Annotated in this window: 10 protein-coding genes; 4 read left to right on the top strand and 6 right to left on the bottom strand. The window is 67.2% G+C overall.

Annotated elements, in window-relative coordinates:
• Nucleotides 1-2 precede the first annotated feature (2 nt).
• From FOB72_RS07710 to FOB72_RS07690, 5 genes are all read right to left on the bottom strand, one after another.
• The gene (locus tag FOB72_RS07710; protein WP_150371987.1) at nucleotides 3-350 is read right to left on the bottom strand and encodes an arsenate reductase; all 348 of its coding nucleotides are present in this window, start codon (nucleotides 348-350) and stop codon (nucleotides 3-5) included.
• Nucleotides 347-730 carry a hypothetical protein gene (locus FOB72_RS07705; protein WP_150371986.1) on the bottom strand — a complete coding sequence of 128 codons (384 nt, stop codon included), beginning with the start codon at nucleotides 728-730 and terminating at the stop codon, nucleotides 347-349. Before FOB72_RS07705 ends, FOB72_RS07710 begins: the two co-directional genes overlap by 4 nt.
• 14 nt (nucleotides 731-744) lie before the next feature.
• Complete coding sequence (gene dapD, locus FOB72_RS07700; protein WP_150371985.1) at nucleotides 745-1572, bottom strand: 2,3,4,5-tetrahydropyridine-2,6-dicarboxylate N-succinyltransferase; 828 nt, start codon at nucleotides 1570-1572, stop codon at nucleotides 745-747.
• 50 nt (nucleotides 1573-1622) lie between these two features.
• Nucleotides 1623-2822, bottom strand: a complete 1200-nt coding sequence (gene dapC / locus FOB72_RS07695; protein WP_150373793.1) for a succinyldiaminopimelate transaminase — start codon at nucleotides 2820-2822, stop codon at nucleotides 1623-1625.
• A gap of 90 nt (nucleotides 2823-2912) precedes the next feature.
• Entirely contained in the window at nucleotides 2913-3716 is an 804-nt protein-coding gene (locus FOB72_RS07690; protein WP_150371984.1) for a ferritin-like domain-containing protein, read from the bottom strand.
• A 324-nt stretch (nucleotides 3717-4040) separates the two neighbouring features.
• On the opposite strand from FOB72_RS07690, the gene smc reads away from it, so the two are divergent.
• From smc to def, 4 genes are read left to right on the top strand one after another with little or no spacing between them, the layout of a single operon-like run.
• Nucleotides 4041-7556 (top strand): chromosome segregation protein SMC, encoded by a 3516-nt coding sequence (gene smc / locus FOB72_RS07685; protein ID WP_150371983.1) that lies wholly within the window; start codon nucleotides 4041-4043, stop codon nucleotides 7554-7556.
• Nucleotides 7556-8962 carry a cell division protein ZipA C-terminal FtsZ-binding domain-containing protein gene (locus FOB72_RS07680; RefSeq protein WP_150371982.1) on the top strand — a complete coding sequence of 469 codons (1407 nt, stop codon included), beginning with the start codon at nucleotides 7556-7558 and terminating at the stop codon, nucleotides 8960-8962. The genes smc and FOB72_RS07680 overlap by 1 nt, the downstream gene beginning before the upstream one ends.
• A gap of 10 nt (nucleotides 8963-8972) precedes the next feature.
• Entirely contained in the window at nucleotides 8973-11108 is a 2136-nt protein-coding gene (gene ligA / locus FOB72_RS07675) for an NAD-dependent DNA ligase LigA (RefSeq protein ID WP_150371981.1), read from the top strand.
• Between the two features lie 15 nt (nucleotides 11109-11123).
• On the top strand, nucleotides 11124-11657 hold the full coding sequence (gene def, locus FOB72_RS07670; protein WP_150371980.1) for a peptide deformylase: 534 nt from the start codon (nucleotides 11124-11126) through the stop codon (nucleotides 11655-11657).
• A 26-nt stretch (nucleotides 11658-11683) separates the two neighbouring features.
• On the opposite strand, the gene FOB72_RS07665 is transcribed toward def, so the two are convergent.
• The gene (locus tag FOB72_RS07665) at nucleotides 11684-13144 is read right to left on the bottom strand and encodes an MFS transporter (RefSeq protein WP_150371979.1); all 1461 of its coding nucleotides are present in this window, start codon (nucleotides 13142-13144) and stop codon (nucleotides 11684-11686) included.
• Nucleotides 13145-13202: the final 58 nt, after the last annotated feature.

The raw sequence follows: 13202 nt of genomic DNA, 5'->3' as shown, positions 1-13202 counted from the left end.
GCTTAGAAAATACCGGAATACTGTTCGGGCTTGAACCCGACTTCGACCTTGCCCGCGGACTCGAGCACGGGCCGCTTGATCAGCGACGGGCTCTGCTGCATCAGCGCGATCGCACCCGCTTCGCTTTCCGCGCGGGCCTTGTCGGCATCCGATAGCGCGCGGTACGTGGTGCCCTTCTTGTTGAGCAGCGTGGTCAGCGGCACGTGCTTCAGCCAGCCGCGCAGCATCGTTTCGCTGACGCCTTGCTTCTTGAAGTCGTGGAACGTGTAGTCGACGCCGTTGTCGGCGAGCCAGGTGCGCGCCTTCTTGACGGTGTCGCAGTTGGGAATGCCGTAGAGCAGGACGGTCATGATGTTCGGAGCAGGAGATTGAGGGCGATCACGAGCGCGCCGATGCCGAGCGCCACGCCACCCATCGCCACCGCCGTCATCAGGCGCAGGCGGCGGTCGAGGCGGGCCGCTTCCTTGCGCAGCGCCTCGATCGTGATCGCGTGCTGCTCGGCCAGCAGCTTGACGGCCTCCGCCTGCTGGACCGCGGCCGCCTCGAGCTCGGCAATGCGCGCCTGGGAATCGGCATCGCCGAGCGCGCGGCCGCCGGGCGCGTCGGCGTTATCGGGCGAACCGTCCTTGCGCCGCCCCTTCTTGATCTTCTCGATGGTCTTGTTGGCCTGCTCGAGAATGGTGGGCAGCAGCGACAGGACGGTGCCGACGGTCGCGGGGTCCAGAGCCATGCGGGGCAATGCGATCAGTCGCCGCGCAGCAGGTCGTTCAGGCTGGTCTTGGCGCGCGTCTGCGCGTCGACCTTCTTCACGATCACGGCGCAGTACAGGCTGTACGAACCGTCCTTCGAGGGCAGGTTGCCGGCCACGACGACCGAGCCCGCCGGCACGCGGCCGTAGTGGATCTCGCCCGTTTCGCGATCGTAGATCTTGGTCGATTGGCCGAGGTACACGCCCATCGAGATCACCGAGTTTTCTTCGACGATCACGCCTTCCACGACTTCCGAACGCGCGCCGATAAAGCAGTTGTCCTCGATGATGACGGGGTTGGCCTGCAGCGGCTCCAGCACGCCGCCGATGCCCACGCCGCCCGACAGGTGGACGTTCTTGCCGATCTGCGCGCACGAACCGACCGTGGCCCACGTATCGACCATCGTGCCTTCATCGACATAGGCGCCGATGTTCACGTACGACGGCATCAGCACGGCGTTCTTCGCGATAAACGAACCGCGGCGCGCCACGGCGGGCGGCACCACGCGGAAGCCGGCCTTGGCGAAGTCGTCGCCCGACCAGTTGGCGAACTTCGTCGGCACCTTGTCGTAGAACTGGGCAAAGCCGCCGGCGCTCATCGGCGCGTTGTCTTCCAGACGGAACGACAGCAGCACGGCCTTCTTGATCCACTGGTTGACGATCCAGTCCTTGCCTTGCTTCTCGGCCACGCGCAGGGCGCCCGAGTCCAGTTGCGAGATCACGTTGGCCACGGCCTCGCGGATATCGGCGGGCGCCGACTTCGGCGACAGGCTTGCGCGGTCTTCCCAGGCTTGATCGATCAGGGCTTGCAGGGCTTGCGTCATGATGGTTTTCTCAGTCGAAAAATCGAAATGTCGTAGATGGTTTGTTGGGGTCAGCCCAGCGACTTGCAGAACTCGACGATGCGGCGCGCGCCCGCGCGGCATTCCTCGGGCGTGGCGACCAGCGCCATGCGCACGCGGTTGACGCCGGGATTCACGCCGTGCGCGTCGCGCGCGAGGAAGCTGCCGGGCAGCACCGTGAGGTTCTGCGAGGCCAGCAGGCGACGCGCGAACTCGGTGTCCGACAGGCCCGTGCGCGACACGTCGGCCCACAGGTAGAACGCGGCATCGGGCAGCGCGACGTCGAGCACTTCCGACAGCATCGGCGTGACCTCGCGGAATTTCTCCACGTAGGCCGCGCGATTGTCGCGGACGTGCACTTCGTCGTTCCACGCGGCCACGCTGGCGGCCTGCACGGAAGCGCTCATCGCGGTGCCGTGGTACGTGCGGTACAGCAGGAATTTCTTGAGCAGCGCCGGATCGCCGGCGACGAAACCCGAGCGCAGGCCCGGCACGTTCGAGCGCTTGGAAAGGCTCGAGAACATGACCAGGCGCTCGAAGCCGCGGCCCAGCTTGTGCGCGGCTTCCAGCGCGCCCAGCGGCGGGTTGGCTTCGTCGAAGTAGATTTCGGAATAGCACTCGTCGGACGCGATCACGAAACCGTGGCGGTCCGACAGCGCGAACAGTTGTTTCCAGTCCTCGAGGGACATCACGGCGCCCGTCGGATTGCCCGGCGAGCAGACGTAGAGCAGTTGCACGTCGGCCCAGGCCACGTCGGGAATCTGTTCGAACGCGGGCGCGAAGTTGCGCGCGGGATCGCTGTTCGCGAAGATCGGCCGCGCGCCGGCCAGCAGGGCCGCGCCTTCGTAGATCTGGTAGAACGGGTTCGGGCACACCACCAGCGGATTCGGCCGGGAGGCATCGATCACGGTCTGCGCGAACGCGAACAGCGCCTCGCGCGAGCCGGCCACGGGCAGCACCTGCGTCAGGGCATCGACCTCCGGCAGGCGGTACCGGCGCTCGAGCCAGCGCGCGACGGTCTGGCGCAGCGCGTCGGAGCCGATGGTGCTCGGGTAGACCGCGAGGCCGCCGAGCGACTCGATCATCGCGTCCTTGATGAACTGCGGCGTCGGGTGCTTGGGCTCGCCGATGCCGAAGCTGATCGCCGGGATGTCGGCGGGTTTCACGTCGGCCACCAGCGCGCGCAGTTTCTCGAAAGGATAGGTCTGGAGCAGGTCGAGGCGCGGGTTCACAGTGGCTTGGCTTTGCATGCGGTGGAAACGCAGCATTATAGAGGAATGCCGCCCCCGATCCTACCGCGCCAGACCCGCCCGCGCCCGGCGCTAGCGCAGGATGGTCAGGGACACCATCGCGACCAGCGGACGATGCACGAGACGCTCGATGCGGGCATGCAGGTGCAGCGGCCGCAACAGCATCTTGATCGTCATCTCGATGGGCAGGTTATGCCGCACCACGTCGCTGCACCGGGAATTCAGCGCGGCCACGTCGGCGGCCGGAATCTCGTCCTGCCCGCGCTCCACGCGCAGGATATTGCGCAGCGAGATCTCGGCGTCGTCGTTCTTGATCTCCAGCAGCCGGCGCGCGATCACGCCGAGCACCTTCAGGCGGCCATGGCGCTCGCGGCCGTTCAGGTCGTTGAAGTAGCGGAAGAAGTGCTTGTAGTGGCCCACCTCGTCGCTGGAGATGCGGCGCGCGAGGTCCCGCAGCACGGGTTCGTCGCTGGCCGAAGCGAGCGCGCGATAGTAGGAGGCGGTGCCCGTCTCGACCACGCAGCGCGCCGCCATCTCCAGCGCGCGCGAGGTTTCGAGGTTGTCGTCGTTGCAGGTCAGGCGGTATTCGCCGAAGAACCGTTCGTAGCCGGCCTCCCAGTCGAAGTCCGGCCAGACGTGCTCCACATAGCGGCGCAGCGCGAGGCCGTGCTGGAGTTCCTCGCGCTCCCAGTGCTGCTTGAGCCAGCCCGCGGCTTCCGGCGTCTCCGCATAGTGGCGCGCGAGGTTGCCGGCGTAGGTATCGGAGCCGCTCTCCATATAGGACGCGGAGGTCAGCAGGTAGAACAACGTGCGGTTCGGGCGCACGCGTGAAACGTCTATGGCGTCGTAATCGATTTCATCGACCGACCACGTCATGTGGCTTCTCCATGTTGTCTGGGGTGTAACCCTGGCGAGTTTCCCTCCGATTTGCCCATGTGACAATTGGATGTCGGTATTAGGCGTTCTAGAGACTGGTTCAAGCATGGCGCGCAAGTCTTGGATATACAACACTTTTCCGGGTCACCCGAGTGGGTTTTCGTGCCGCGCGCAACGGTCGATAAAGCGGCCGGTGGGGCGTTTCGCGATGGTATGATTGTCGCCATTCCGTCGGGCACCTCAGGTTTAAAGTGGGTATTAAGTCACACGTGACACCACGCCCGCCCGCATTCTCATCCGTAACGCCGAAAACCACACGACAACGTGCGACTGTCATCGATCAAGCTGGCGGGCTTCAAGTCCTTCGTCGATCCCACCAATTTTCAAGTGCCGGGCCAACTGGTCGGCATCGTCGGTCCCAACGGCTGCGGCAAATCGAACATCATTGATGCCGTGCGCTGGGTGCTGGGCGAGTCACGCGCTTCCGAGCTGCGCGGCGAGTCCATGCAGGACGTCATCTTCAACGGTTCCACGGCGCGCAAGCAGGCCGGCCGGGCGAGCGTCGAACTCGTGTTCGACAACGCCGAGGGCCGCGCGGCGGGCCAGTGGAGCCAGTACGCCGAAGTGGCCGTCAAGCGCGTGCTGACGCGCGACGGCACTTCCTCGTACTACATCAACAACCAGCCGGTCCGCCGCCGCGATATCCAGGACATCTTCCTCGGTACGGGCCTGGGTCCGCGCGCCTACGCGATCATCGGGCAGGGCATGATCTCGCGGATCATCGAGGCCAAGCCCGATGACATGCGGATCTTCCTGGAAGAAGCCGCGGGCGTGTCCAAGTACAAGGAACGCCGCCGCGAGACCGAGAACCGCCTTTCCGACACACGCGAGAACCTGACGCGCGTGGAGGACATCCTGCGCGAACTCGGCACCAACCTCGACAAGCTCGAAGGGCAGGCCGAAGTGGCGCAGCGCTTCAAGACGCTGCAGTCCGAGGGCGAGGAGAAACAGCATCTGCTGTGGCTGCTGCGCAAGCGCGAAGCCCAGGCCGAGCAGGAACGCCACCAGCGCGCGATCGAGCAGGCGCAGATCGACCTCGAAGCCCAGACCGCGCAGCTGCGCCACGTCGAAGCCGAGCTCGAGACCATGCGCGCCGCGCACTACACCGCGTCGGACGGCATGCATGCCGCACAGGGCGCGCTGTACGAGGCAAATGCCACGGTCAGCAAGCTCGAGGCCGAGATCCGCTTCGTCGTGGAGTCGCGCAATCGCGCGCAGGCGCAGATCGCCGCGCTGACCGCGCAACGCGACCAGTGGCAGGGCAAGGCCGAGCAGGCCGCCGACGAACTCGCGCAGGCCGAGGAAAGCCTCGCCGTGGCCGAAGGCCGCACGGTGGAAGCGCAGGAAACGGTCGCGGTGAAAACCGACGAACTGCCGACGCTCGAGGGGCAGTGGCGCGATGCGCAGCAGCGCCTCAACGAGCAGCGCACCGCCATCGCGCAGGCCGAACAGACGCTGAAACTCGAGGCCGCGCAGCAGCGTAACGCGGACCAGACGCTCCAACAGCTCGAGCAGCGCCGCGAACGCCTGTCGCTCGAGGAGAAGGGGCTCGACCGTCCGGACGAAACCCGGCTGGAACAGCAGCGCGAGGAACTCGCCGAGCAGGAAGCCATGCTCGAGGAAGCGCAGGCCGTGCTGATGGACAGCGAGGACAGCGTACCGCGCCTCGATGCCGATCGCCGCACCGCGCAGGAGCGCGTGCAGAGCGAAGCCGCCGCCATTGCCTCGCTCGAGGCGCGCCTGGCCGCGCTGCGCCAGCTGCAGGAAAACGTGCAGACCGATGGCAAGGTCCAGCCCTGGCTCGAACGCCACGGCCTGGCCGAGCTGCCGCGGCTCTGGAAGAAGGTGCATATCGAGCCGGGCTGGGAAAACGCGCTGGAATCCGTGCTGCGCGAGAAGCTGGCCGCGCTGGAAGTGTCGAACCTCGACTGGGTCAAGGCCTTCCTCTCCGACGCGCCGCCCGCCAAGCTCGCGTTCTATACGCCGCCGCCGGCCGCGCGCCCGATCGAGGCACCGGCAGGCCTGCGGCCGCTGATGTCGCTCGTGCAGATCACCGAGCCCGGCATCCGCGCGGTCATGCAGGACTGGCTGGCCGATATCTATACCGCCACCGATATCGCGCAGGCGATGGGCGCGCGCCATACGCTGCCCGATGGCGCATCGTTCGTCGTGGCCGAGGGTCACCTGATCGGCCGCAACGCGATCCAGATCTACGCTGCCGACTCCGAACAGGCCGGCATGCTCGCGCGCGAGCAGGAGATCGAGAACCTGCAGAAGCAGGTGCGCGCGCAGATGCTGCTGTCCGACGAGGCAAAGAGCCAGGCCGTGCGCGCCGATGCGGCGTACACGCAGGCAAGCCAGGCGCTGAGCGAGGCCCGCGGCCGCGCCGAGCAGGCCACGCGCCGCGTGCACACGCTGCAGATGGACGTGCTCAAGCTGTCGCAGGCGATGGAGCGTTTCTCCGCGCGTAGCGGCCAGATTCGCGACGAGCTCGCCGAGATCATGGCGCAGATCGAGGAGCAGCGCGCCGTGCGCGCCGAATCGGAAGCCGCGTTCGAGCAGCACGACGCCGCGCTTGCCGACCTGCAGGCCGCGCACGAGGACCAGCAGATGGCCTTCGACGCGCTGGACGGCAAGCTCTCGACCGCGCGCAACCAGCTGCGCGACTTCGAGCGCGCCGCGCAGGAAGCGCTGTTCGCCGAGCGCAACCTGTCGGGCCGTATCGACGAACTGCGCCGCAATATCCAGATGGCGGCCGACCAGACGGAGCGCATCGGCGAGTCGCTCGAGAATGCCCGCGCGGAACTCGAGACGATCAACGAACAGACCGCGAACACGGGCCTGCAGGAAGCGCTCGAAGTGCGGGCCGAGAAGGAAGAGAAGCTGTCGGCCGCGCGCATCGAACTCGACGCGCTGTCGGCACAGCTGCGCCAGTTCGACGAGCAGCGTCTGGCCGCCGAGCGCAGCCTGCAGCCGCTGCGCGACCGCATCACCGAGTACCAGCTCAAGGAGCAGGCCGCGCGCCTGAACCAGGAACAGTTCAGCGAGCAGCTGACCACGGCGGAAGTCGATGAGGCCGCGCTGGCCGACAAGCTCACGGGCGACCTCAAGCCGTCGTACCTCCAGGGCGAAGTCACGCGCCTGAACAACGCGATCAACGCGCTGGGCCCCGTCAACATGGCCGCGCTCGACGAGCTGGCCGCCGCGCGCGAACGCAAGACGTTCCTCGACGCGCAGTCCGCCGACCTCAACGACGCGATCAACACGCTCGAGGACGCGATTGCCAAGATCGATCAGGAAACGCGCGCGCTGCTGCAGGGCACGTTCGACCAGGTCAACCATCATTTCGGCGAGCTGTTCCCGTCGCTGTTCGGTGGCGGCCAGGCGCGCCTGATCATGACCGGCGAGGAAATCCTCGACGCCGGCGTGCAGGTCATGGCCCAGCCGCCCGGCAAGAAGAACTCGACGATTCACCTGCTGTCCGGCGGCGAGAAGGCGCTGACCGCGATCGCGCTGGTGTTCGCGATGTTCCAGCTCAACCCCGCGCCGTTCTGTCTGCTGGACGAGGTGGACGCGCCGCTCGACGACGCGAACACCGAGCGGTACGCGAACATGGTGGCGCGCATGTCGGACAAGACGCAGTTCGTGTTTATCTCGCACAACAAGATTGCAATGGAAATGGCCCATCAGCTCATCGGCGTGACGATGCAGGAGCAGGGCGTATCGCGCATCGTCGCGGTGGATATGGACGCAGCGGTATCGATGGCGGAGGCCGCCTGATGGAACTGCAGAATGCCCTGATCATCGCCGGTGTCGTATTGCTGCTGTTGCTGGTGGCGTACAACCGTTGGCAGATCCACAAGTCGCGCCGCGTGCGCCCGCTGATGCCGGAAGACGACCTGCCGCCGATGCGCGAGCCGGTGGTCGGCAAGACCGTGCGGCCCGAGACGGCCGCCAAGCTGCAGGAGACGCCGCCCGAACATATCCCGCGCCGCGAGCCGACGCTCGGCGGTGCCGGCAAGGTGTCGGTGGGGGCCGGTGCGGTCCAGGATGCCGACGCGCGCGATGCCAGCGTGGCGGCCGCGGCCGCGCATGCGGCGGCAGGTGGCGCCGATGCCGACGAGGCCGTTGCGGACGAGGTGGCCAATGCGGTCGCCGTGGCGCGCAAGCCGGGCGAGGGTGCCGATGGCACTCACGCGGCCGGCACCGCGGCTGGCGACGACGAGTCGGCCAACCTTGCCGCGGCCAATCAGGCCACGGCCAGCGCCGAGGCACAGTCGTCGCCGCAACTGGGCGCCGCGAGCCTCCAGCCGGAACCGAAGCCCGAAACCGCGCCGATGGATGGCCAGCCGTCGCCCGCCGTGATCGACCCGCTGATCGACTGCATCGTGCCGATGCACCTCGAACGCAAGGCGTCCGGCGATCGCATCCTCCCGCTCACGGGCCGTCTGCGCCGTGCCGGGACCAAGCAGGTGCATATCGAAGGCCTGCGCGTGGAAGCCAATGCGTGGGAACCCGTGACCGCGGGCCACCAGTATGAAGACCTGCAGGTGGCCGTGCAGCTTGCCAACCGCAGCGGTCCGCTCAACGCGCTCGAGTTCTCGGAGTTCGTCAATGCGGTCGAGGCGCTTGCCGAGGCGCTCGACGCGTCGGCCGAGCTGCCGGACATGACCGAGACCGTGGCCAACGCGCGCGAGCTCGATGGGTTTGCCGCGGGCTGCGACGTGCAGCTGGGCGTCAACGTGATTTCCGATGGTGCGCCGTGGTCGGCCGCGTACGTGCAGAACGTGGCCACGCAGGACGGCCTCGTGCTGTCGCGCGACGGCACGCGTTTCTCGCGCTATCAGGCCGATGGCGACGGCGTGCAGCGTCCGCTGTTCACGCTGCAGTTCGGCGATACCAACTTCCTGCGCGACGACCTGACGATCAACGCCGGCGGCCAGATCACGCTGCTGCTGGACGTGCCGGTGGCCGCGCAGTCGACCAAGCCGTTCAAGACCGTGTGCGAGTACGGCTACAGCCTGGCGCAGCGCATGGGCGCGCAGCTCGTCGATGACAATATGCGGCCGCTGAGCGAGGCGTCGTTCGTCGCGATTTTCGGCCAGCTGGAGAAGCTGTACGAAAAGCTCGAGGCACGTGGCATGCCGGCTGGCTCGCCCGTCGCGCATCGACTGTTCAGCCTCTAGGAGTGCCGCGATGACCGGAAAAACCCGTGGCGCGCAGGCATCGACCTCCGCGCCGGCGGAGCGCGTGCAATGGCTGCGCGAAGAACTCGACCGCCATAGCTACCAGTATTACGTGCTGGATGCGCCGACGATTCCCGATGCGGACTACGACGCGCTGTTCGGCGAGTTGCAGGCGCTCGAGACCGAACACCCCGAACTGCTGACCGACGACTCGCCCACGCAGCGCGTGGGCGGCGCGCCGCTTGCCGCGTTCGATGCCGTGCGGCATCGCGTGCCGATGCTGTCGCTGAACAATGGCTTCGAGGACGACGACGTCGTCAACTTCGACCGCCGCTGCGCGCAGGGCCTCGGGCGTCCGGCGCCCGTGCCCGCCGCCGACGCCCCGCAGGATCTGTTCAGTCAGGCGGAAGAGACCGCGCGCGTGCCCGACAACGCGGTGGAGTACGCCTGCGAACTCAAGTTCGACGGACTGGCGATGTCGCTGCGCTACGAGGGCGGCAAGCTCGTGCAGGCCGCCACGCGCGGCGATGGCGAGACGGGCGAGGACGTCACCGCCAACGTGCGCACGATCAAGGCCATTCCGCTCAAGCTGCGGGGCGAGGCGCCTGCCGTGCTCGAAGTGCGCGGCGAGGTGTTCATGTATCGCGAGGACTTCGACAAGCTCAATGCGCGCCAGGCCGAGGCCGGCGAGAAGACCTTCGTCAATCCGCGCAATGCGGCCGCTGGCAGCCTGCGTCAGCTGGATCCGCGCATTACCGCGAAGCGTCCGCTGTCGTTCTTCGCTTACGGTCTCGGCGAGCTGCAGGGTGCCGATCGTCCCGTCACGCACAGCGTGATGCTGGACGGTTTTGCGCGGCTGGGGCTGCCCGTCTGTGCCGAGCGCCGCGTGGTCAAGGGCGCGCCGGGCCTGCTCGCGTTCTATCGCGATATCGGCGCGCGCCGCGACCAGCTGCCGTACGACATCGACGGCGTGGTCTACAAGGTCAACGCGCTGGCGGAGCAGGAGCAACTGGGCTTTGTCTCGCGCGCGCCGCGCTTTGCGCTCGCGCACAAGTTTCCCGCGCAGGAGATGACCACGATCGTCGAGGACATCGAGGTGCAGGTCGGCCGTACCGGCGCGATCACGCCGGTGGCGCGGCTGGCGCCCGTGTTCGTCGGGGGCGTCACGGTGACCAACGCGACGCTGCACAACGAGGACGAGATTCGCCGCAAGGATGTGCATATCGGCGACACCGTGATCGTGCGCCGCGCCGGCGACGTGATTCCGGAGGTCGTGGCGGTGGTGGCCGAGCGCCGGCCCGCGGACGCGCGCGCGTTCGTGATGCCGACCGCATGCCCCGTATGCGGCTCGCATATCGAGAAGCTCGAAGGCGAGGCCATCGCGCGTTGCACGGGCGGGCTGATCTGCGCCGCCCAGCGCAAGCAGGCGCTGCTGCATTTCGCGCAGCGCCGCGCGATGGATATCGAAGGCCTCGGCGACAAGCTCGTCGAGCAGCTCGTCGATCAGGGCATCGTGCGCACGCCGGCCGATCTGTACAAGCTCGGTGTGATGAAGCTCGCGGCGCTCGACCGCATGGCGGACAAGTCGGCCGCCAATATCGTCGAGGCCATCGAGCGTTCGCGCACGCCGATGCTCAATCGTTTCATCTTCGCACTGGGCATTCGCCACGTCGGGGAATCTACGGCCAAGGATCTGGCCAAACACTTCGGCAGGCTGCAGGCGGTCATGGATGCGGACGAAGCGGCACTGCTCGAGGTCAATGACGTCGGCCCCGTCGTGGCGCAGTCGATCGCGAACTTCTTTGCCGAGGAACACAACCGTCAGGTCATCGAGGATCTGCTGGCTTCGGGCGTGACCCCGTCGGAGAGCGAACCGGCCGCGCGCGTGCCGGCGCCGCTCGCGGGCAAGACGTTCGTGCTGACGGGCACGCTGCCCACGCTCTCGCGCGAGGAAGCCAAGGAGCGGCTCGAGGCGCTGGGCGCCAAGGTGGCGGGTTCGGTGTCGAAGAAGACCGATTACGTGGTGGCCGGGGCCGAGGCGGGCAGCAAGCTCGAGAAGGCCCAGTCGCTCGGCGTGGCCGTGATCGACGAGGATGGCATGCTGGCACTGCTCGCCGAACTGGCGGGCGACGCGAGTGCGGGCTGAACCGGAGGGAACACGATGATTCGAGACATCCTGAAGATGGGCGATTCGCGACTGCTGCGGATCGCGCAACCCGTGACGCGGTTCAACACGCCCGAACTGCGGGCGCTGGTCGAGGACATGTTCGACACGATGGCCCATGCGAACGGCGCGGGCCTGGCGGCGCCGCAGATCGGCGTGGACCTGCAGGTCGTGATCTTCGGGTTCGATCGCATGCCCAATCAGCCCGACCGGCCGATGGTGCCGAAGACGGTGCTGATCAACCCCGTCATCGAACCGCTGTCGGAAGAGCGCGAAGAGGGTTGGGAAGGTTGCCTGTCGGTGCCCGGCATGCGCGGCGTGGTACCGCGCTACACGCATCTGCGGTACTCGGGCTACGACATCGAAGGGCACCGCATCGAGCGCGTCGCGGACGGGTTCCATGCGCGCGTGGTGCAGCACGAATGCGACCACCTGCTCGGCGTGCTGTACCCGATGCGGATCGAGGACTTCTCGCGCTTCGGCTTTACCGAAGTCCTCTTTCCCGAGCTCCCCGCGGATTATGACGACTGATCGCGACGACTGATCGCGACGACGGTTTACCGTGACGGGCAGGCGGCGGCCGGCACGACCGGCTGCCCATGCCGCGCGTGGTAGCGCAGCGCGCCCGCCAGCAACAGCACAATCAGCAGCAGTTCCGCGCCCAGTCCCGCCTGTGTGGCATCGAGGTAGGCGCCCGGCGGGATCGCGGCACCCGCATGGTGGTGCAGCACCTGCGCGAACACCGTCCCCAGCAATGCCGAGCCCAGGCCGAACGCGGCCTGCTGCATCGTCGCCAGCATCGCGCTTCCCGCGCCCGCGTGGTCGGCCGGAATATCGGCCAGCCCGATGCGATAGAAACAACCCACCATCAGCGCATTGCCGAAGCCGATCACCACGGTCGGCGGGGCAAGGTCCAGCCACGTCGGATGCGGCCACACGTGATGCAGCGTGTAGCACAGCGCGAGCATGCCGACGATATGGATCGCGCAGCCGGCGATCAGCGTGCGTGTGCGGCCGATGGCCGCGACGATGCGCGCGCTGAGCACGGCGCAGATGAAGTACGCGGTACCGAGCGCGATGAACGCATTGCCGCACTGGGTCGGCGACAGATGCGCGCCCGATTGCAGCGCGAGTGCCAGCACGAACATCATGCCGCTCCAGCTCGTGAACAGCAGGATGGCGATCGCGAGGCCGAAGCGCACGCTCGGCAGGCGCATCAGCGAGGGCGGCAGCAGCGGATGCAGGCCCCGGCGTTCCTGATTCAGTTCCACACGCCAGAGCAGCGCGATCAGCGGAACCGCGGCGGCCATCGTGGCCAGCAATGGCCAGGACCAGTGCATGGTCGGACCCATGGCGAGCGGCACGAGGATCGCGATGATCACGACCGCGAGGATCGCGGTGCCCGGCACGTCGATGCCGAACGCATTCTCGCGGCGCGTCTCGGGAATGAGTCGTGGCGACAGCACGAGGATGGCCGCGCAGACCGGCAGGTTGATCAGGAACGCACTGCGCCACCCGAGTCCGGCGATATCGGCGGAGACGAGCACGCCGCCGAGCACCTGCCCGATGATGAACGCGATGCCGCTGACGGAACCGAACAGCGCGATCGCGCGCGAATGCGCGTGGCCGCGCAGGCCCACGTGGATCGTGGCGAGGATCTGCGGCACCAGCAGCGCGGCCGCGGCGCCCTGCAGCACGCGCGCGGCCAGCAGCATCAGCATCGAATCGGCGATGCCGCACAGCAGCGAGGCGATGCCGAACAGCAGCACGCCCATATTGAACACGCGGCGGCGGCCGAAGTTGTCGCCGAGGCGCCCGCCCATGGCGAGGCAGACGGCAAAGGCCACGCCGTAGACGGCGACCATCAGTTCGAGTTCGGTGGCGGTCGCGTGCAGCGACTGCTCGATGGCGTTGAGGGCCACGTTGACGATCGAGAAGTCGATTTGCGGCAATAACTGGCCGGCCAGCAGCACATAGAGGCCGGACTTGGCCAGCGAAGGGGAGGGTGTCGTACTCATTGGGGTTTACCTGCAGACGCGATGCGATGTGCGGTAGTATCGGAGGTCGCCTAGACTG

Source organism: Cupriavidus pauculus (assembly GCF_008693385.1).
Taxonomy (GTDB): Bacteria; Pseudomonadota; Gammaproteobacteria; order Burkholderiales; family Burkholderiaceae; genus Cupriavidus; species Cupriavidus pauculus_D.
Note: the sequence above shows the minus strand (reverse complement) of the source record. Positions and strands in the feature narration are given on the sequence as shown.